Source organism: Butyrivibrio sp. VCD2006, assembly GCF_000423925.1.
Lineage (GTDB): Bacteria > Bacillota > Clostridia > Lachnospirales > Lachnospiraceae > Butyrivibrio.
The window spans coordinates 137,392-157,194 of record NZ_AUIX01000003.1 but is presented as its reverse complement, the minus strand read 5'-3'; the positions used below and the strand labels follow the sequence as shown (position 1 = coordinate 157,194).

The window sequence follows — 19,803 nt, the reverse complement described above, 5'->3', positions numbered from 1 at the left end:
TATGGAGGTAAAGGGATTATGGATGTTTCTCAGTATCTAGGCGTCTTTCTTGACGAGGCAAAGGAGCATCTGCAAACACTGAATGACAGCATCATGCAGTTGGAGCAGGATCCGGAGAACGAGGATTGTATTAACGAAATCTTCCGTTCTGCCCATTCCATGAAGGGAATGGCAGGAACAATGGGTTATAAGAATATGCAGAATCTGACCCATGATATGGAAGATGTATTTTCTGATGTGCGTAACGGCACACTCAAAATCGATTCTAGCATGATCGATACACTGTTCCAGTGTCTGGATGCTATTCAGGCTTATGTGGATAATATCACTGAGTCACAGGATGAAGGAACTGAGGAAAATGCTAACATTATAAAAGCGCTTGCTGATATTAGAGCAGGAGCTTCAGGCGGTGGAGCTGCGCCCGCAGCTAAACCTGCAGCTGAAGCAGCACCTGCAGCACCTGCGGCTGAAGCAGCGCCTGCAGCGGCAGCACCCACAGCAAACGGACCTGCACCTGATGCAGATCCTACCAAGGACTATAGAGCAATTAAGCTTGATCCTGATACCAAGGCTAATCTTGAAGACCTTAAGGGACAGGGTAAGAAGCTTTATGGCCTTAACGTAAAGATCCAGGAGAGCTGCATTCTTAAAGCAGCCAGAGCATTCCTTGTATTCAAGGGTATTGAGGAAATCGGTGAACTTATGACATCGGAGCCCTCTACTTCGGATATTGAGGATGAGAAATTTGAATTCAATTTTAGTCTAATTATTTCAACAGACGAAGAAGATAAGGAAAAGATTAAGGAAATCGTAAAGAGCGTTTCTGAGATTGAGGATTGCGAAATTGGTGATTATGATCCAAGCGCATCCGCAAGCACAGAAGAAGCAGCACCTGCAGCGGCAGCACCTGCAGCGGCAGCACCTGCAGCACAGGCACCTGCGGCACAGGCACCTGCAGCACCTGCACCTAAACCTGCCGAGAAGGCAGCGCCTGCAAAGGATGCAGGAGGAAAGAAACCTGTTGGTAAGCCCGTTGTTAATCGTACAGTTCGTGTGGATATCGATAAACTGGATGTCCTGATGAATCTTGTAAGTGAGCTTATCATTGCGAAGAACTCTTTGATCTCAGCTGCTAATTCCGCAGGAATTGTAAGCGGCAACGTAAACGAACAGATTGAATATCTGGAGAGCGTTACTACCAATCTTCATGAATCTGTCATGAAAGTTCGAATGGTACCTATCGAAAGCGTACTCCAGAAATTCCCTCGTATGATCAGAGATCTTAATAAGCAGCTTGGTAAGAACATGGAACTTACCATGACTGGTGAAGATACTGAAATGGATCGTACCGTTGTAGATGAAATTGGTGATCCTTTGATGCACTTGCTGCGAAACAGTGCTGACCATGGTATTGAATCTGCTGAACTCCGTGCAGAAAGAGGTAAGACTGAAGAAGGTCATATTTTCCTGCATGCGTTCCAGGATGGTAACAGCGTTGTTATCGAGGTCGGTGATGATGGTAATGGTATTGATGCTGAGATCGTAAAGAATAAGGCTATTGAAAAGGGTATTGTTACTTCAGATGAGGCAGCTACTCTTACAGAACAGCAGTGCATAGATTTCCTTTTCCATCCCGGATTTTCAACTGCAAAACAGGTTACAGAAGTTTCAGGAAGAGGTGTTGGTCTTGACGTAGTTAAGTCAAAGATTGAATCCCTTTCCGGTGAAGTTAGTGTTAAGACAAAGCTCGGTGAAGGAAGTACCTGGCAGATAAGACTTCCTCTTACACTTGCTATTATTCAGGCTCTGATGGTTGTTGTAGGAAATGAAAAGTATGCTATTCCTCTTGATTCCATCCAGAGTATTGAAGATGTAGCACCGACAGACATTAAGACAGTTGAGAATAAGGAAGTCATCAATCTTCGCGGAAGCGTAACTCCTATTATTCGTGTAAGCAGAGCTCTTGATACAGAGAGTACGAAGGCTGAGGACGAAGATCTTGTAGTAGTTATTACAAGAAAGGGCGACCAGCAGTTTGGCCTTGTAATTGATGAACTGATGGGCCAGCAGGAAATCGTTATCAAGCCTCTTGGCAGATACATGAATAAGTGCCGTATGATCAGCGGTGCTACTATCCTTGGAGATGGTGAGATAGCCCTGATCCTTGATACAAATCAGTTAGCATAACGCAAACTTCCAAATTGAAGAAAGGATGACATTATGAACGAATTAAGAGATACACAGGATGTCGGCGAACTGATTCAGTATATTATCATCAGACTCGGCGACGAACAGTATGGAATTGATATAAAGTACATTGATAACATCGTGCGTATGCAGCAGATCACCAGAGTTCCGCAGGTTGCGCACTACCTTAAGGGTGTTATTAACATCCGTGGTGTCATTGTTCCTGTAATGAGTTTGAGACTCAAGATGGACATGGAGGAGGATGAGATTACGGACAAGAGCCGTATCATCATTCTTAAGGCTGAAGAGGATACTCTTATTGGCATAATTGTTGATCAGGTTAATCAGGTTCTCACTCTTGGGGCAAAGAGTATCGAGAAAGTAACCTACAGTGCCGATAAGGGCAAGAAGCTTAACAGTTTTATAAGTGGCGTTGGAAAATATGAAGGTGGACTTGTTTCTATTCTTGATCTTGGAATGGTAGAGATGGAAGAGGATAAGGCTAAAGCTTAAGCGTATTTTAAGGAGGAAAACCTTTGAGTGAGATGAGTTTGGAAAATGTTTCCAGTCAGTATTTTGATGTTTTAAAGGAACTTGGAAACATTGGTGCTGGTAATGCGACTACGGCGCTTGCACAAATGCTTAACACTAAGGTGGATATGTCTGTTCCACAGGTAAGACTTCTTGATTTCAAGGATGTCGGGGACCTGATGGGTGGTGCAGAGCAGATAATGACCGGTATATATCTGAGTGTTGAAGGAGATATTAATGGTAGCATTATGTTCCTTCTTGGAATGAAGGCTGCCAGACACCTGGTCAATATGCTGATGGGAAATAAGGATAAGGATGAAAATGACCCGTTTGATGATACTGAACTTTCAGCAATCAAGGAAGTTGGAAATATTATAACAGGTTCATACCTGAATTCCCTTTCTATGATCACCAATCTAAAACTTTTACCTTCAGTACCTTTTGTCGCAATAGATATGGCCGGAGCTATATTATCGGTACCGGCTATCGAATTCGGTATGATGGGCGATAAGATTCTGCTTATTGAGACAAGCTTTTTTGATACTGAGACCTTAAGTGGATATTTCATTCTGCTGCCGGATATGGAAGGTTACGCTAAGATACTTTCATCTCTTGGAATGGGAGATGTAACCATTAGTGGATAAGGAGCTAAGTGAATGAGTCAAATAATCAAGGTTGGTATGGCCGATCTTAATATTTGCGTCTCTCCTGACGGAATCACGACACTTGGACTTGGCTCCTGTGTAGGGATTGCTGTAAGGGATCCGGTTACTAAAATAGGCGGTTTGGCACATATTATGCTTCCTGACTCGACGGAGATCAAGAATAATTCCAATATCCCCAAATTTGCGGATACGGGAATTGATGAGCTTATCAGGCAGGTTGTGGCCAAAGGTGCTAATAAATCACGTCTTGTAGCAAAGATTGCCGGTGGTGCACAGATGTTTGCATTTAATTCTGGCAATGCGACCATGCGTGTAGGTGAGCGGAATGTGGCAGCTACGATTAAAAAGCTTAAGGAACTTGGTATCCCGATTTTAGCGCAGGATACCGGAGATTCTTATGGACGTACTGTTATTTTCTATCCTGAAAATGGTAACTTTGTTATAAGAGCTGTGGGGAAGCCGGAAAAGACGATATGAGTGCTGAAGAGAATACTGAAGAAAAAGTAGAAAAAACCAGCGAAGAAAAGCCAGTTGATGAGACCGGAGAAGAATCCGGAGAAAATCTGGCAGAAGGAACCGAAGAGGTTCCGGAAGAGAAAAAAGAGAGAAAATTTCACACGGAGACCATAGTAATAACTGAGGCTCCGAAGGTCAGGCTGATAACCGCTTTCGTTATGCTTGCAGGAAGTGGATTTATGGCAATATATACAATGCTGCAGCATTACGAAATCGGTGCCTGGATCAGAACCCTTTTTATTTCACTGGTAATATTCTTTATCGTTGGCAGACTTTTTGAGTTTTTAGTTACTCATTTTGATGACCTCAATAAGGCTAAAGAGAATGCCATTTTGGCACAGGAAGAGGCTATTGCTCAAAGAGAGGCTGACGAACTGGCGGCTGCCGAAGCGGCTGCTGAAGCGCAGCGACTGGCGGCTGAAGAAGCCGCTGCTCGTGAAGCGATGGAAGCAGAGAATGATGGTCTGTCGGATGAAGACTATTCATACGACAATATCAACGATTTTGAAATCGGAGATGACCTTTCAGGATTTTAATAAGGACTGTTAACGTATGGATGAGGCGGGAAGAAGTAAGCTTTGGAACGAATATCATAAGAATAAAGCGCCTGAACTCAGAGAGAAGCTTATTTTAGAGTATGCTCCGCTTGTTAAGCTTGTAGCGGGGCGACTTTCCATGTACCTGGGCTTCAACGTTGAGTATGACGATCTTGTAGGCTACGGCATTTTCGGTCTTATTGACGCGATTGATAAGTTTGATCTTATGAAGGATGTCAAATTTGAGACCTATGCAAGTGTTCGTATCAGAGGTGCTATTCTGGACCAGATCAGAAAGATGGACTGGATTCCCAGAACAATACGTCAGAAGCAGAAAAAAATCGAGGCTGCAATACATGAGATCGAAAAGGAACAGGGACATCCTGCAACTGATACAGAGATCGCGTCCAAACTCGGTATTTCTGATGATGAGTATGTAAACTGGCAAAATCAGATGAAGGTTACAGGCGTGGTTTCCCTTAACGAGTTTATGGAGCAGGGAAGCGATGTGCCTGAGGATACTAATAATCTTGCATCCAGCTTTGAGAAACCAGAAGAAGCAATAGAAAAAGAAGAGCTTAAGAAGATGCTTGCAGAGAGTCTTGCCCTTCTGACTGATAAAGAGAAAAAAGTTATTCTTTTGTACTATTATGAAGAATTAACACTTAAAGAAATAAGTAATGTACTTGAAGTTTCTGAATCCAGAGTTTCGCAGCTTCACACAAGAGCACTTCAGAAGATGAGGGAGAAACTCGGAAAGTACATGGGAATTCTTACGCAGCTTGGTTAAGTATTCTAAACTGCAGGAGGGTATAAATGAACGGTTATTTTCAGCTAATCACTATGCCCAACTCGACCGGCATTAAAGTTTTTGCGCCTACTGATGATGGGGAAGCTCTTCAGTATGACGTTGTAAAAGCATATCTTGATGAAAGATCTATTAGTTATAGACCTCCTGTATTGAACGAGGCTGTTACGGAAGCGAATGGAGAGATTGTCGTATTAAACGACAATCCCACCTTCCCCGAAAGGGAGAGCTACAGGCTCACTATTTCGCGTGATCGTATGGAGGCCTCGGTATTTTTTTATGCTCCTTCAGAAGGTGCTGAGAATATGTCACCAAGAGAGTTCATAGAAGATCTGACCTTCAAGAACGTAGTTTTTGGTATAGATTCCGAAGCGATTACACAATATTTTTCTGATAGAGAATATTGCAAAGAGTTTGTTGTAGCAAAAGGTAAAAAAACAAGAGAAGGCAGTAATGCAAAAATCGAGTACCTTTTCAAGACTAATCTGCGCGCAACACCTACAATGCATGAGGATGGAAGCGTAGACTATTTTAATCTGAATATTATCAATCACGTAAAGAAGGACACACAGCTTGCTGTATTAACTCCGGAAGATCCGGGTGACCCCGGACAGAATATTTACGGAGAGGTACTGCGTCCTCATCCCGTAAAGCCACTGAGGCTGGCCGGCGGAAAAAATACTTATCTTTCGGATGATGGTCTTGCGCTGTTTGCTGCTATTGATGGTCATGTAACAATTAAGGACAACAAGGTCACTGTAAGTAATGTTATAGCGTTTGAAAATGTTGATGTTTCTACAGGAAATATCAATTACGATGGCAGTGTGGAAGTAAAAGGAACAGTTGCAGCCGGTTTTTCTATTAAAGCCGGAGCCAATATCCATGTAAAGGGAGTTGTCGAAGGTGCAAGTCTTAATGCCGGAAGTGACATTATTCTTGAGCGTGGAATAAACGGCATGGGTAAGGGCGAGATCAAAGCCGGAGGCAATATCATTACCAAATTTATTGAGAATGCGAATGTTACGGCAAAGGGAAGCATTACCAGTGAAAGTATCCTTCATTCTAATGTGGCATCCGGAACTGAAATAACTGTTAAGGGAAAAAAGGGTTTCATTGCCGGAGGAAGAGTTACTGCTACGGATAGAATAATAGCTAAGGATCTTGGTAGTGATATGGGAGCTACTACGATTATTGAAGTAGGTGCAGATCCTAAGCTTAAAGTAAGAATCAGAGAACTGAATAAAGCAATTTCGGATTCGACCAAAAGACTAGAGACAATAAAGCCAACAGTTGAATCCATTACAAAGAGGCTGCGCTCCGGAGCACAGCTGTCACCCGACCAGACGAGACAGGCGCAGCAACTAATTACCATGAACAAAGTTCTGGTAACTCAGATTGAAAAGAACAGTTCGGAACTTGAGACACTTCAACAAAAGCTTGCCGATTCCAAGGAGGCTTATGTTGTAGTTGAAGGAACTGCTTATCCCGGTATAACAATCAATATTGCTGACCAGCATTTAATTTTAAAAACAGAATCTACTTATTGTAAATTTTTTCTAAAAGATGGCATAGTTAAATCGGGTCCAATCTAATGAAAATCAAGTTTTTATACGATATAATTATTATATAAGGAGGAGAAAAATCGCGGGAGAAGGGAGGTATTTATGTCTATAAGCAGAATTGATTTTAACGGAAACATGCTAAGAACCAATGATGTTTCGCAGATTAAGCAAAATGAAGACAATAAAGTCTTCTCTGATCAGAATGCTTTCCAAACAGAATTCAATAAGGAAACTGATCAGAAGGCCAATTCTGTAACAAGGAAGGAAAATGCCTCTCAGCAGGAAAAGGAAAAGCATGACGCCAAAGAAAAAGGTAAGAATGAATACTTTGGAAATGGCGGTAAAGGCAAGCATCAGTACAAATCACCGGAGGAGCTTGAAAAGCTTTCCGAAACCCTCATAGGAGCGGACGGAAAACCTTTGGATATGCATATTTCTTCGGGGTTTGACTTCAAAATCTGAACACTTTATAATACTAGAGAGTATATTCTGATGGGAGCGGAATACTTGGGTTAGAGTGGGGATATTATGATAAGTGTTACGGAAATAATTTTGATCGCCGCAGGGATCCTTGCGGTTATAATAGGGTATCTTATTCCGGGGGGCAAAGAATCTTCAGGTTTTGATTTTGACAGAACAAATCAGAAGATTAATGACATGGTGTCGAAGGCCGTTAAGAATTCTCAGAGTAATATTGATGAGATGCTTGATGATAGTCTTGAAGAGGCTATTAATAAAGCAGAACGTGCTTTGGACAGGGTCACTAATGAGAAGATGTCTGCCATAAGTGAATATTCAGATACTGTCATGAATGATATCCATAAAAATCATGATGAAGTAGTTTTCATGTATGATATGCTTAATGACAAGCACAAGAACCTCAAAAACACTGTTTCTGAGGCTAATCGTGCTGCTAAAGAAGTGAAAGATGCTGAGGCAAGGAGACTGGCACTGCTTGAAGAAGAAGCTAAAAGGCAGTCTGAGCTTCAGGCAAAAGCCAGGGAGAAGGCTCTTCGTGAAGCTGAAGAGAGAAGAAGAGCTGAGCAGGAGGCTGAAGCCAGAAGAAAGGCTGAATTAGAGGCAGAAGCAAGAAGAAAAGCCGAAGAACAAAGAAGAGCCGAAGCTGAGGAAGCAAGAAGAAAAGCTGAGGCTGAGGCGGAAGCTGCAAGAAGAGCTGCAGCCGAGGAAGAGGCAAGAAGAAAAGCGGCAGCTGAGGAAGAAGCAAGAATGAAGGCTGCAGCCGAGGAAGAAGCAAGAAGAAAAGCTGAGGTCGAAGAGGCTTCAAGGAGATTTGCTGAAGTTGAAGAAGCAGCAGGAATGAATGCTGAAATGCAAGCCAGAATGCAGGCTGAATTCGATGCCGCGACTAAGAATCAGACAGATGTGAAATTCTCGTCTTTGGCAGATATTTTAGAGAGAGCGGATGAAGCAACAGCGCAAAAGACTCAGAACAGGGTTATCAGATCACAGTCTGAGATGCAGGACATGGCTATGTTTGATAATGAGTATTTTGGTGAGGATGAGCCTTTAGAGCTTCATGCAAAATACTGGCCGGATTCTAATGAAGAGGATTTCGTCGATGATACAGCTGATGAAGTTACTGAGAAACCTGCGAAGGTTGTTTCAATCTCGGATGCTTCAAGAAAAAAGATAAATACTGACGAACCGGCTAATAATAATGAAATAATTAGTGATCCCGCTTCAAGGAATCAGAAAATCCTTGATATGCATAAACAAGGTAAATCCGCAGTTGTGATAGCAAGAGAACTGAGACTTGGGATAGGAGAGGTAAAACTGGTAATAGACCTTGCGGGAAAGCATAAGAAAAATCGCAGTTCCATAATTTAAAAAGCGATTTTGGGGGGAATAAAAACTAATTATGAAACTAAAATACTATTTAAGAGGACTTGGACTAGGAACTGTCCTCACCGCTGTGATAATGGGAATTGTTCTTGGTAATCCCGGCAGCAAGATGAGCGATGAGGAGATAATCAAGAGAGCAAAGCAGCTTGGAATGGTAGAGGCTGAAAGTACTTTGTCGAGTTATTCGGAGACAATAAAGAATCCGGAGGTTACAGATGAAGCGAATAACACTACATCCAATACGGAAATGGATAAAGAAGGAAAAGAAATATTTGAAGAAATCAACGAAACCGAGCCTTCGCCAAGTGAACCAATTCCTGAAATGGATGAAGCGTCGAAAAAAAGCGAGCAGAGTGGAGAAAACAGTGAAAGCATTGAATCCGAAGAAGATGTTAAGCTCGCTTCTGATGATGCCGCTGAAATGGCTTCTACTAAAACGATTGAAGCAGAAAAAACAGAAACAGTAATTGATGATCAGGCAACAGCGGATTCAACCGTGGAAGAAACTGTTAGTGATAATGCAGCTGCAAATAATAGCACCGCAAAGCAGCCAGAGGCAGAAGCAGAAACAGAACAGCCTAAAGCTGAAGAAGTAGTGAATAATCAGTCTGAAGTTGAAGAGCCAGCAGCTGAGCAACCGGCAGCTTCACAACCGGAAGCTTCACAGCCTCAGACAGAAGATACAAACTACATTGTAGTTGTGCTTCCGAGCGGTAGTGATTCTGATGACTGTGCCAGAATCTTAAGAGAATCAGGAGTTATAACTGACGGAGTATCATTCAATAAATATCTTATTAGTACCGGAAAGGACAGATCAGTTCGCTCAGGTACCAAGCAGATTCCGAGAGGCGCATCTTTTGAAGAGATTGCTTCTATAATTACAAGGTAAAAATGTCTTGTCAAAAGCCCAAAATCATGGTATTCTTATGAAGCTGTGAGCATTTGGGCTTTTTTATGCCCTTTTTGCAGGCAGTGTTGCAAATAAACACGCATTTCCAGATTTCATCCGGTGTCCTTTATGGATAGGATGAGAACCTTCCGAAGGAACTAACGCCCCTTCGGGTCAAAAGGCAAAGATATGCGGAAGATTAACCAAATGGAGGTAATAACATGAGCGTTGTATCTATGAAACAGTTACTTGAAGCAGGTGTACACTTTGGTCACCAGACAAGAAGATGGAACCCTAAGATGGCTCCTTACATCTTCACAGAGAGAAATGGTATCCACATTATCGATCTTCAGAAGTCAGTCGTTAAGGTTGACGAGGCTTACAAGGCAGTATTTGAGATCGCTTCACAGGGTGGTACAGTTCTTTTTGTTGGTACTAAGAAGCAGGCACAGGATGCAGTTAAGTCTGAGGCTGAGCGTTGCGGTATGTACTATGTAAACGAGAGATGGCTTGGTGGTATGCTCACCAACTTCCGTACAATCCAGAGCAGAATCGAGCGTCTTAAGAAGCTTGAGAAGATGCAGGAAGATGGAACATTCGATGTTCTTCCCAAGAAGGAAGTTGCACAGCTCAAGAAGGAATATGAGAAGCTTGACAAGGTTCTTGGCGGAATCCGCGACATGAAGAGAATCCCTGATGCAATCTTCGTAGTAGATCCTAAGAAGGAGAGAATCTGCATTCAGGAGGCAGAGGCACTTGGAATCACACTTATCGGTATCGGCGATACAAACTGCGATCCCGACGAGCTTGACTTCATCATTCCTGGTAATGATGATGCTATCCGTGCAGTAAAGCTTCTTGTTGGTAAGATGGCTGATGCAGTTATCGAGGCTAACCAGGGTGCTGAGAACCTCACATCTGAGGATGCTGTTGAGGAAGAGGCAGCTGAGGCTACTGAAGAGTAATTCTGTTAGAAATATATTAGTGATATAAATCATTATGTACTCATCAATCTTTTTTCGTTGAAGATATAAAGCCTTCGCCTTTTAGGGAGAAGGTGTCAGCGAAGCTGACGGATGAGGGTGATAAAATCAAATATCTTGGAGGATAAATACATGGCTATCACAGCAGCAATGGTTAAAGAGTTACGTGAGTCTACCGGCGCAGGTATGATGGAGTGCAAGAAGGCACTTACCGAGACAAACGGAGATATGGATGCAGCAGTTGAGTTCCTTAGAAAGAACGGTCAGGCTAAGGCTGAGAAGAAGGCTAGCAGAATCGCAGCTGAGGGTCTTACAAGAATCGCTGTTAAGGATGACAAGACAGCAGCAGTTGTAGAGGTTAACTCAGAGACAGACTTCGTTGCTAAGAACGAGCAGTTCCAGTCATTCGTTGAGGCAGTTGCTAAGCAGGCTGTAGAATCTGATTCTAAGGATATGGATAGCTTCATGGCTGAGAAGTGGAATGCAGATGCTTCTAAGACTGTTCAGGAAGCACTTATCGAGATCACAGCAGTTATCTCAGAGAAGCTCAGCATTCGTCGTTTCGAGAAGGTTACAGCTGAGAACGGAATCGTAATTCCTTACGTTCACGGTGGCGGAAGAATTTCAGTTCTTGTTGAGGCTGATACAGATGTTGTTAACGATAACATCAAGGAAGCTATCAAGAACATCGCAATGCAGATTGCAGCTCTTAATCCTAAGTATGTTGATATGAATGATGTTTCTGAGGAGTTCAGAAACCACGAGAAGGAGATCCTTCTTGCTCAGGCTACAAAGGAGAACGAAGAGCTTCCTGAAGGAAAGAGAAAGCCTCAGCAGATCATCGAGAAGATGCTCGAGGGTCGTCTTCAGAAAGAGCTTAAGGAGATCTGCCTTAATCAGCAGGTATTTGTTAAGGCTGAAGATGGAAAGCAGACTGTTGCTCAGTATGTAGCACAGGTTGCTAAGGAGAATGGTGCTAATCTTTCAATTAAGCGTTTCATTCGTTTTGAGACCGGTGAAGGCATCGAGAAGAGAGAAGAGAACTTCGCAGAAGAAGTTGCTAAGCAGGCAGGAATGCAGTAATTCCTATCAATTATAAAAATTGATTGCCCTTGCCGTTATTAAACGGCAGGGGCTTTTTTCTGAATTTTAATGAAAAATGTTTTTTGGAGGAGTTATTGCAGATGGGGTTGGTTAATCTCAAAGGTACAGGAACAGGAATAATTCTGGAACTTAATTCTTCAGCATCATTTGATGTCTTAATAGATGAGATAGCAAAGAAGTTTAGAGAATCTAAATCTTTTCTTGGAAGAGCCTCTATGGGGATGATAATTAGAGGCAGAAATATATGCGACAAAGAAGAGAACGAAATTCTTGATGTTATTTCAGCTAATTGTAATATAAATGTTTGTTGTGTATTAAGAGACGATCCTGATACAGACAGGATTTTCGCAAGCTATGTAAAACAACCGGAACTACAACAAAATGAAGAAAAAACCGCTGAGCAAGAGCCTGACATTGATGAAGTATTGGAAAATCTTAAGGAACAAGCTATTGTTCACTACGGTACACTTCGTTCCGGCAGAACATTAGTCTCTGAGAAAAGTATTGTAATTATGGGTGATGTTAAGCCCGGAGCATCAGTTACTTCGGATGGTAATATTTTTGTGCTTGGCTCATTAAGGGGAAGTGCCTTTTCCGGAGCGTCAGGTGATGAAGATACTTTTGTAATGGCACTTGAACTTGATCCTTTACAGATCAGGATTGCTGATAAAATCGCGATATCACCGGATTCGGACGAAGGGCCGAAGCTCAAATTTAAGGGCTTTAAAAAGAGTGAACCTGAAAAGAAAACCGAAGTTGCCTATATTTTAGATGGACATATCATAAAAGAGGTTTACGATTCAGCGTTTTTGCGCGATAATCGTTTTATACAATAGTTTTTTGGAGGGATGGTTTTTTATGGGTGAAGTAATAGTAGTGACTTCCGGCAAGGGTGGTGTCGGAAAAACAACTACCACTGCTAATATCGGTACAGCTTTGGCGAAGCTGAATAAGAAGGTTGTTCTTATTGATACTGATATAGGACTAAGAAACCTGGATGTGGTAATGGGGCTTGAAAACCGCATTGTTTATAATCTGGTTGATGTTGTGGAGGGTAGTTGCAAGGTTAAACAGGCTATGATCAGGGATAAGAGATATGATACCCTGTTTCTCCTGCCCGCAGCACAGACTAAGGATAAAACAAGTGTGACTCCGGACCAGATGAAAAAGCTGTCGGAGGAACTTAAGCAGGATTTTGACTATGTTATCATGGATTGTCCTGCAGGAATCGAGCAGGGATTTAAGAATGCGATAGCAGGTGCTGAGCGTGCCATAGTTGTTACTACTCCCGAAGTTTCAGCTGTCAGGGATGCTGACAGAATAATTGGACTACTTGAAGCAAATGAAATAGGTAAGACACAGCTTGTAGTAAACCGGATTCGTCCTGAAATGGTTAAGCGCGGAGATATGATGAGCGCTGATGATGTTGTAGATATTCTTGCCGTTGAACTTCTGGGTGTTGTACCCGATGATGAGAGTATTGTTATTGCGACAAATAATGGAGAACCTCTTGCAGGTGATAATTCGCTTTCCGGTCAGGCATATATGAATATTTGCCGAAGGATTCTTGGTGAGTCAGTTCCTTTCCTTAAGTTGGAAGAGAGGAAAGGTTTGTTTGCAGCTATTGCAAGCGTTTTTCTTAGGTGATAAGGGGGATTCGCCATGAAACTGACAGATATTTTTAAGAAAAAAACTTCAAGTCAGGCCGCTAAGGATCGTTTAAAGCTTGTTCTTGTCTCTGACAGACAAAGTTGCTCGCCTGAACTTATGGAACGAATAAAGAATGATATACTTGAAGTTCTTTCCAAGTATGCAGAGGTTGACCAGACAGGACTTGATATAAAGTTTACTCAGATGGAAACAGAGGGGGCAGATACGGACGGTAAAACTGTACCTGCATTATATGCAAATATTCCTATAAGGCACATGAAGCATAATATTGAAGGATAAAAAATGTAAAGGGTGCTAAAGCATCCTTTAATTTTGTAATAATTGATTTAAATTTTGATTATATATTTATTAAAAAACTTGATTTTATCTAGTATTATGCTATGATAAATAAGCAGTATAATTGCTTGCAATTTAATTTTTTGTTTCGGAGGGAAAAATGAGTAAAGAGAATTTTGATGCATTAAAGCTTGAGAATCAGTTGTGTTTTCCGCTTTATGCGTGTTCAAAAGAAATCATTAGAGCGTATAAGCCGTTTTTGGATGAGGTAGATTTAACTTATACGCAATATATCACTATGATGGTACTTTGGGATAAGAAGGAGATGAATGTAAAGAGTCTTGGAGAATGTCTTTACCTTGATTCAGGTACTCTTACACCTGTTCTTAAAAAGCTCGAAAGCAAAGGATATATTAAAAGAACAAGATCCAAGACGGATGAGAGAAATCTTTTAGTCTCAATAACTGAGGAGGGTGAGGCCCTTAAGGACAAAGCAAAAGTGATTCCGGAAAAGATTGGAAGCTGCGTAAAACTTAGTCCTGAAGATGCTAAGGAACTTTATAGATTGCTCTATCTGATAATTTCAAATGTTCGCTAAATTTTTTATAAATAATTTGTTTTTTTTATAACAATTTTTTATGAAAAACTTAGGGTTTTGTGGTAGTATATGTAGGGCACATTTCGAGAACAGCACTAGAAGTATGCCCAAAATATTATCCTGAAAGGGGTGGAGAATCTTTGACTATTTCAATTTTAAAGGCAGTAAGTTTCCTGATTCTTTTTCCATTTGTAATTGCAGTTCTCATGTTCTGCATTAAGAATTCATCACTACTGCGCAATTTCGTTGCAATTGTAGGAGGATTCAGCGTTATGGCTACCGCTATTATGGTGGGCATAAGAGTTCTTTCAATGAAGGGAACTACTCGCAATACATATCTGACTGCAACTGCTCCGCACGACCACATTATCATGGGCGGAGAGTTACTTCTCATGGCAGTGGTTATTTTCCTGAGTATAAAATATAAAAAGTATTATGCGATACTTTTGTCCATGATCGGAACTATACCTGTTCTTGCAATGGAACTCTCAGGATATGCTGTTGAGGGAGCTCCTCATTTGAGAGTGGATTTCCTTTCTGCAGTTATGATTCTTATCGTTGGTATTGTTGGTATCCTTATTTGCATCTATGCTGTGGGATATATGAAGGATTATCACAATCACCATACAGATGTTGATGACAGATCAAACTATTTCCTTGCACTTTTGTTTGTATTCGTAGGTGCGATGTTTGGTCTTATTGTTTCTGATAATCTCGGCTGGATTTATTTCTTCTGGGAAATCACAAGTGTATGTTCATTCCTTCTTATTGGCTATACCAGAACAGAAGAAGCTGTTAATAACAGCTTTAGAGCTCTGTGGATGAACCTTCTTGGAGGATGCGGATTTGGAGCGGCTCTTCTTATCTGCAATCTCGTTCTTGGCATTTCCAACTTGAGTCAGCTCACAGGACTTGTTCCTAGAGATAATATGTTTGTAATGGTACCTGTTACTCTTATAGCATTCGCTGCTCTTACAAAGAGTGCACAGTTCCCGTTCTCAAGATGGCTCCTTGGTGCGATGGTTGCACCTACACCCAGTAGTGCGCTTTTGCACTCAGCAACCATGGTTAAGATTGGTGTGTACATGCTTATCAGACTTTCACCCATGCTTAACGGAACATTTACAGGAATCATGATCACTGTTATCGGTGGATTTACATTCTTTGCAGCATCTCTTCTTGCAATCACTGTTAGTGATGGTAAAAAGGTGCTTGCTTATTCAACAATTTCAAACCTTGGTCTTATCACAGCCTGCGCAGGCACAGGTACTACAGAGGGTGTTTGGGCAGCTACAATGCTGATCCTTTTCCACGCAGTATCCAAGTCACTTCTGTTCCAGACAGTCGGTGATATTGAGAACTGCATGCATAGCCGTGATATCGAGGATATGCATGGTCTTATCATTAAGCTTCCTAAGCTTGCATTTATCATGATCATCGGTATCTGCGGAATGTTCATGGCACCCTTCGGAATGCTTGTTTCAAAGTGGGCAGCTCTTAAGTCCTTCGTTGATTCTAACTCAGTATGGCTGGTACTTTTCCTTGTATTCGGTTCAGGATCAACACTTTTCTATTGGGCAAAGTGGCTTGGTAAGATTTGTACAGTAATTCACCAGTCATATGAGCTTGAGGATATCACTCCCAACAGTGAGAAGATTTCTCTTGTTCCGCTTACAATGCTGATCGTTATTATGTGTTTTGCTTTCCCTAAGATGTCAGACATTATGGTACAGCCTGTTCTTAATGAAGCATTCCACAAGAATATTCCTAATGTAATCGGTGGCTCCGATGTCATCATCATGATGATCATGGTAGCTATGATATTTGCTATTCCTATTGGAAGCAGAATTCTTGCCATCGGTAAGAAGAGTAAGATGACTATGTCCTATGTAGCCGGAGTTAATGCGGGTGATGACCGTAATTATATTGACTCTTTCGGCAATGAGAGACCTCTTTACATGTCCAACTGGTACATGACTGAGTACTTCGGCGAGGATAAGCTTCTTGGACCCAGTATTGTGATTTCTGCAATAATCGTAATCGTAATGCTGATTATAGTTTGCGGAGGTGCTATCTGATGATTATGACAGTTATTAAGGTTGTTCTTTATATTTTACTTGCTCCGATACTTGGCGGCCTTATGGAAGGAATCGATCGTATAGTATCAGCAAGAATGCAGAGAAGACAGGGACCGCCGCTTTTTCAGCCTTTTTATGATGTATTTAAGCTTCTTGCAAAGCAGACTACTGTTGTTAACAGTATCCAGGTTCTCTTTGTGATCGCTTACACAATATTTACTATTTTCACAGGCGCACTTTTCTTTGGTGGCGGCGATATGCTGCTTGTATTCTTCGCTCTGTCTATGTCAGAGGTTATGATGGTACTTGCTGCATATTCAACAAACGGACCTTACAGTGCACTTGGTGCAAACCGTGAGCTTATGCAGATGATGTGCTATGAGCCCATGATCCTTCTTGTTGCTATTGGCTTTTATGAAGCAAACGGAAGCTTTATGGTGAATGATCTTGCACAGGCAAATGCACCTGCAATTATCAAGATTCCCGGAATGCTCTTAGGCTTTTTGTTCATACTTACAATTAAGTTCAGAAAATCTCCTTTTGATATGAGTACTTCTCATCACGCACACCAGGAGATGGTTAAGGGTCTTACATCAGATATTTCCGGTACCAACCTTGCTTTATATGAGATCGCAGAGTGGTACGATGAAGTTCTTATGATGGGTATTGTTGCTATGTTCTTTATCTACAATAATCCTATCAGTATTGTATGGGCTCTTATCGCATGCGTTATTTTCTATCTTATGGAGACACTGATAGATAACATATTCCCCCGTGTTAAATACATGGTGATGCTTGTTTCAAGCTGGGTTGTAATCCTTGTTACAGCAGGAACAAATCTGCTTATCTTAAGTGTTATTAAATAAAAGGAGAAACTATGAAAATTTCAAAATCACCCTGGGTGTTACATTATGATGGATCCAGTTGCAACGGATGTGATATTGAGGTTCTTGCAACAATGACACCCCTTTATGACGTTGAGAGATTCGGAATTATAAATACAGGAAATCCCAAGCATGCTGACATTCTCCTTCTTACAGGCGGAATCAATGCACAGACAGCTCCGGTTGTCAGACAGCTTTACAATCAGATGCCTGATCCCAAGGTTGTTATCGCTTGTGGTATCTGCTCCTGTGATGGCGGTATTTTCAAGGAGTGCTATAACATACTTGGAGGTTCCGATAAGGTAGTTCCGGTTGATGTATATGTTCCCGGATGTGCAGTAAGACCTGAAGCACTTATTGATGGTGTGGTTAAGGCACTTGCTATCCTCGAGGAAAAGAGAGTAAAGGTTAAGGAATCAATGAAGCAGGGCTACTGCACAGTTGATTATAGTAAGATTGCAGTTCGTATGAAGGCTGATGATTATGATCCGGCTACCCAGTACGATGCAGTTTTGACAGAAGAGGCTTTAAGAGAGCAGGCTGAGGCTAAGATCGCACAGACAGCTAAGCCCGCACCGAAGCCGGCAGCTCCTGCAGCAGCACAGGCTAAGGCACCTGCAAACGCAGCTCCTGCTGCACCTAAAAAAGATGAAGGAGGAAACGCCTGATGAATACTGAATTTAAGATTGTTAAGGCGGAGGAAATCATCGACGAGGCGCAGAGGCTTAAGTTTGACGGATACCATCTTATGCAGCAGTGCTCCACAAGAACAGCAGATGGCTATGAACTTGTTTACAGCTTTGGTAAGGCCCTTGATGTTTTACAGGTAAAGATCATTCTTACTGATGGACAGCCGATAAACAGTATTAGCCATGTATTCCCTTGTGCTTTTCTGTATGAAAACGAGATGCATGATCTGTTTGGAATTGATATCCAGATGATCAGTCTTGACTACAAAGGAAAGTTCTATCGCACAGCGATTGAGACACCATTTAAATAATTATTTGATAAGGAGAACTTATGTCAACTAGAAGTGTAATTCCTTTTGGACCTCAGCATCCCGTTTTGCCGGAGCCGATTCACCTTGATCTGGTACTTGAGGATGAGAAGGTTGTTCAGGCTATTCCTTCCATTGGATTTATCCATCGTGGTCTGGAAAAGCTTGTAGATAAAAAAGATTTTCATGAGATGGTCTATGTAGCAGAGCGTATCTGCGGTATCTGTTCACTTGGTCACGGACTTGGTTACTGTGACGCTGTTGAGCATATAATGGACCTCGAAGTGCCTGATAGAGCTAAGTTTTTAAGAACTATGCTTTCAGAGCTCTCAAGAATGCATTCACATATGCTTTGGCTTGGTCTTCTTGCAGATGCATTTGGATTTGAGTCACTTTATATGGAGTGCTGGAGAATCCGTGAAGAGATTCTTGATATGTTTGAAATGGCTACAGGTGGCCGTGTAATCTTTTCAATAATGAAGATTGGCGGACTTCGTCGTGATATTCCCGATGATATGCTTAGAGATTTCAGACAGAGACTTGATAGTATCGAAGAGGGCCTTAAGATGGTTAGCAAGCCTTTCTTTGATGACGTTGCTGTTAAGAACAGACTTGTTGGTGTTGGTATCCTTACTCCCGAGAAGGCTGACCTTCTTGGAACAGCAGGACCTTTCCTTCGTGCCAGCGGTATTGCAAGAGACATCAGATCCACAGGATATTGTGCTTATGACAAGATTGAATTTGAGCCTATCATCAGCACAGATTGTGATTCATATGCTCGTACTGTGGTTCGTATTAAGGAACTTTATCAGTCAATCGACATCATGCGTCAGTGCATAGATAAGATGCCTGCAGGCGCTGTTGATGTTCCGGTTAAGCCGAATCAGTTCCCTAACGGTGAATATATGGCTAGAATTGAGCAGCCCAGAGGTGAGGCTCTCTATTATGTAAAGGCTAACGGATCAAAGTTTATTGACCGTATGAGAGTTAGAACACCTACATTTGCTAACATTCCTGCACTTGTTGATATTCTTGCAGGTTGTGACTTCGCAGATGTACCGATCCTTGTACTTACTATTGATCCTTGTATCAGTTGTACAGAACGCTAATTAACACTAGGGAAAGAAGGTAGGAAGATTTGAGTCTTATAAATTTTAATACAACAGTAATTAAAAATCTGTTCTCAAAGCCTGCGACTCGTAAATATCCTTTCGAGCCCAAGGTTTATCCTGAGCGTACCCGCGGTCATGTACAAAATGATATGGACGTGTGCATACTTTGCGGACTTTGCTCTATTAAGTGCCCTACACATGCTATCTCAGTAGATAAGACTGAAAAGACATGGTCAATAAGACCTATGAGCTGCATTCAGTGCAGATGCTGTGTAGATAACTGTCCTAAGAAATGTCTTTCAATGGACACACATTTTACCGAGCCCGGATCAGAGAAGGTTACAAAGACCTTCAAGCAGTCTGAGAAGGCTATAGCAGCTCAGGAAGCTCTTATGAAGGCAGCTAAGGAACGTGCGGCAGCCGCAGCAGCAGCTAAGGCAGCTGCAGCAGGTAATGCGCCTGCAGCAAATGCAGCAGCACCCGCAGCAAATGCAGCAGCACCTAAGGCAGAGGCACCTGCAGCAGAGAAAAAGGATGAATGAT

General features: G+C 41.9%; 22 protein-coding genes. All 22 read left to right on the top strand.

Features of this window, described 5'->3' with window-relative positions; translation table 11 throughout:
* The first annotated feature begins 18 nt into the window (after nt 1-18).
* Entirely contained in the window at nt 19-2,187 is a 2,169-nt protein-coding gene (locus G586_RS0103450) for a chemotaxis protein CheA (RefSeq protein WP_026526591.1), read from the top strand.
* Nucleotides 2,188-2,220: 33 nt separating this feature from the next.
* Nucleotides 2,221-2,700 carry a chemotaxis protein CheW gene (locus G586_RS0103445; protein WP_026526590.1) on the top strand — a complete coding sequence of 160 codons (480 nt, stop codon included), beginning with the start codon at nt 2,221-2,223 and terminating at the stop codon, nt 2,698-2,700.
* Between the two features lie 23 nt (nt 2,701-2,723).
* Entirely contained in the window at nt 2,724-3,362 is a 639-nt protein-coding gene (locus G586_RS0103440) for a chemotaxis protein CheC (protein ID WP_026526589.1), read from the top strand.
* Nucleotides 3,363-3,374: 12 nt separating this feature from the next.
* Entirely contained in the window at nt 3,375-3,860 is a 486-nt protein-coding gene (locus G586_RS0103435) for a chemotaxis protein CheD (protein WP_026526588.1), read from the top strand.
* Entirely contained in the window at nt 3,857-4,435 is a 579-nt protein-coding gene (locus G586_RS0103430) for a hypothetical protein (protein ID WP_026526587.1), read from the top strand. The genes G586_RS0103435 and G586_RS0103430 overlap by 4 nt, the downstream gene beginning before the upstream one ends.
* Nucleotides 4,436-4,451: 16 nt before the next feature.
* A complete protein-coding gene (locus tag G586_RS0103425; RefSeq protein WP_026509943.1) occupies nt 4,452-5,225 on the top strand; it encodes a FliA/WhiG family RNA polymerase sigma factor in 774 nt (257 codons plus the stop codon).
* A gap of 26 nt (nt 5,226-5,251) precedes the next feature.
* The gene (locus G586_RS0103420; RefSeq protein WP_026526586.1) at nt 5,252-6,835 is read left to right on the top strand and encodes a DUF342 domain-containing protein; all 1,584 of its coding nucleotides are present in this window, start codon (nt 5,252-5,254) and stop codon (nt 6,833-6,835) included.
* A gap of 72 nt (nt 6,836-6,907) precedes the next feature.
* On the top strand, nt 6,908-7,267 hold the full coding sequence (locus G586_RS24585; RefSeq protein WP_051204476.1) for a hypothetical protein: 360 nt from the start codon (nt 6,908-6,910) through the stop codon (nt 7,265-7,267).
* Between the two features lie 66 nt (nt 7,268-7,333).
* Nucleotides 7,334-8,653: a DUF6115 domain-containing protein gene (locus tag G586_RS26510; RefSeq protein ID WP_051204474.1), complete on the top strand. Its 1,320-nt coding sequence runs from the start codon at nt 7,334-7,336 to the stop codon at nt 8,651-8,653.
* Between the two features lie 31 nt (nt 8,654-8,684).
* Entirely contained in the window at nt 8,685-9,557 is an 873-nt protein-coding gene (locus G586_RS0103405; protein ID WP_026526585.1) for a hypothetical protein, read from the top strand.
* Between the two features lie 221 nt (nt 9,558-9,778).
* Nucleotides 9,779-10,522, top strand: a complete 744-nt coding sequence (gene rpsB / locus G586_RS0103400) for a 30S ribosomal protein S2 (protein WP_026526584.1) — start codon at nt 9,779-9,781, stop codon at nt 10,520-10,522.
* 150 nt (nt 10,523-10,672) lie between these two features.
* Nucleotides 10,673-11,623, top strand: coding sequence for a translation elongation factor Ts (gene tsf, locus G586_RS0103395; protein ID WP_026526583.1), 951 nt, complete (start codon nt 10,673-10,675; stop codon nt 11,621-11,623).
* Between the two features lie 101 nt (nt 11,624-11,724).
* Nucleotides 11,725-12,480 (top strand): septum site-determining protein MinC, encoded by a 756-nt coding sequence (locus G586_RS21605; RefSeq protein ID WP_051204472.1) that lies wholly within the window; start codon nt 11,725-11,727, stop codon nt 12,478-12,480.
* 22 nt (nt 12,481-12,502) lie between these two features.
* Entirely contained in the window at nt 12,503-13,291 is a 789-nt protein-coding gene (minD, locus tag G586_RS0103385; RefSeq protein WP_026526582.1) for a septum site-determining protein MinD, read from the top strand.
* A 15-nt stretch (nt 13,292-13,306) separates the two neighbouring features.
* Entirely contained in the window at nt 13,307-13,594 is a 288-nt protein-coding gene (minE, locus tag G586_RS0103380) for a cell division topological specificity factor MinE (RefSeq protein WP_026526581.1), read from the top strand.
* A gap of 157 nt (nt 13,595-13,751) precedes the next feature.
* The gene (locus tag G586_RS0103375) at nt 13,752-14,189 is read left to right on the top strand and encodes a MarR family winged helix-turn-helix transcriptional regulator (protein ID WP_026526580.1); all 438 of its coding nucleotides are present in this window, start codon (nt 13,752-13,754) and stop codon (nt 14,187-14,189) included.
* Between the two features lie 140 nt (nt 14,190-14,329).
* Complete coding sequence (locus G586_RS0103370) at nt 14,330-16,267, top strand: NADH-quinone oxidoreductase subunit 5 family protein (RefSeq protein WP_242831961.1); 1,938 nt, start codon at nt 14,330-14,332, stop codon at nt 16,265-16,267.
* A complete protein-coding gene (locus G586_RS0103365) occupies nt 16,267-17,133 on the top strand; it encodes a respiratory chain complex I subunit 1 family protein (RefSeq protein WP_035772353.1) in 867 nt (288 codons plus the stop codon). Before G586_RS0103370 ends, G586_RS0103365 begins: the two co-directional genes overlap by 1 nt.
* An 11-nt stretch (nt 17,134-17,144) precedes the next feature.
* A complete protein-coding gene (locus tag G586_RS27325) occupies nt 17,145-17,819 on the top strand; it encodes an NADH-quinone oxidoreductase subunit B family protein (protein ID WP_026526577.1) in 675 nt (224 codons plus the stop codon).
* Nucleotides 17,819-18,151, top strand: coding sequence for an NADH-quinone oxidoreductase subunit C (locus tag G586_RS0103355; RefSeq protein ID WP_026526576.1), 333 nt, complete (start codon nt 17,819-17,821; stop codon nt 18,149-18,151). The genes G586_RS27325 and G586_RS0103355 overlap by 1 nt, the downstream gene beginning before the upstream one ends.
* Nucleotides 18,152-18,171: 20 nt before the next feature.
* Nucleotides 18,172-19,257 carry a hydrogenase large subunit gene (locus G586_RS0103350; RefSeq protein ID WP_026526575.1) on the top strand — a complete coding sequence of 362 codons (1,086 nt, stop codon included), beginning with the start codon at nt 18,172-18,174 and terminating at the stop codon, nt 19,255-19,257.
* 29 nt (nt 19,258-19,286) lie between these two features.
* On the top strand, nt 19,287-19,802 hold the full coding sequence (locus G586_RS0103345; RefSeq protein ID WP_026526574.1) for a 4Fe-4S dicluster domain-containing protein: 516 nt from the start codon (nt 19,287-19,289) through the stop codon (nt 19,800-19,802).
* Nucleotide 19,803 lies beyond the last annotated feature (1 nt).

Bases quoted from the DNA above. Each gene is read 5' to 3' on its own strand.
- G586_RS0103430 (WP_026526587.1), top strand. From the start codon at position 3,857: ATGAGTGCTGAAGAGAATACTGAAGAAAAAGTAGAAAAAACCAGCGAA.
- G586_RS27325 (WP_026526577.1), top strand. From the start codon at position 17,145: ATGAAAATTTCAAAATCACCCTGGGTGTTACATTATGATGGATCCAGT.
- G586_RS0103420 (WP_026526586.1), top strand. From the start codon at position 5,252: ATGAACGGTTATTTTCAGCTAATCACTATGCCCAACTCGACCGGCATT.
- G586_RS0103350 (WP_026526575.1), top strand. From the start codon at position 18,172: ATGTCAACTAGAAGTGTAATTCCTTTTGGACCTCAGCATCCCGTTTTG.
- minD (WP_026526582.1), top strand. From the start codon at position 12,503: ATGGGTGAAGTAATAGTAGTGACTTCCGGCAAGGGTGGTGTCGGAAAA.
- G586_RS0103445 (WP_026526590.1), top strand. From the start codon at position 2,221: ATGAACGAATTAAGAGATACACAGGATGTCGGCGAACTGATTCAGTAT.
- tsf (WP_026526583.1), top strand. From the start codon at position 10,673: ATGGCTATCACAGCAGCAATGGTTAAAGAGTTACGTGAGTCTACCGGC.
- G586_RS0103435 (WP_026526588.1), top strand. From the start codon at position 3,375: ATGAGTCAAATAATCAAGGTTGGTATGGCCGATCTTAATATTTGCGTC.
- minE (WP_026526581.1), top strand. From the start codon at position 13,307: ATGAAACTGACAGATATTTTTAAGAAAAAAACTTCAAGTCAGGCCGCT.
- G586_RS0103405 (WP_026526585.1), top strand. From the start codon at position 8,685: ATGAAACTAAAATACTATTTAAGAGGACTTGGACTAGGAACTGTCCTC.
- G586_RS26510 (WP_051204474.1), top strand. From the start codon at position 7,334: ATGATAAGTGTTACGGAAATAATTTTGATCGCCGCAGGGATCCTTGCG.
- G586_RS21605 (WP_051204472.1), top strand. From the start codon at position 11,725: ATGGGGTTGGTTAATCTCAAAGGTACAGGAACAGGAATAATTCTGGAA.
- G586_RS0103450 (WP_026526591.1), top strand. From the start codon at position 19: ATGGATGTTTCTCAGTATCTAGGCGTCTTTCTTGACGAGGCAAAGGAG.
- G586_RS0103355 (WP_026526576.1), top strand. From the start codon at position 17,819: ATGAATACTGAATTTAAGATTGTTAAGGCGGAGGAAATCATCGACGAG.
- G586_RS24585 (WP_051204476.1), top strand. From the start codon at position 6,908: ATGTCTATAAGCAGAATTGATTTTAACGGAAACATGCTAAGAACCAAT.
- rpsB (WP_026526584.1), top strand. From the start codon at position 9,779: ATGAGCGTTGTATCTATGAAACAGTTACTTGAAGCAGGTGTACACTTT.
- G586_RS0103365 (WP_035772353.1), top strand. From the start codon at position 16,267: ATGATTATGACAGTTATTAAGGTTGTTCTTTATATTTTACTTGCTCCG.
- G586_RS0103425 (WP_026509943.1), top strand. From the start codon at position 4,452: ATGGATGAGGCGGGAAGAAGTAAGCTTTGGAACGAATATCATAAGAAT.
- G586_RS0103375 (WP_026526580.1), top strand. From the start codon at position 13,752: ATGAGTAAAGAGAATTTTGATGCATTAAAGCTTGAGAATCAGTTGTGT.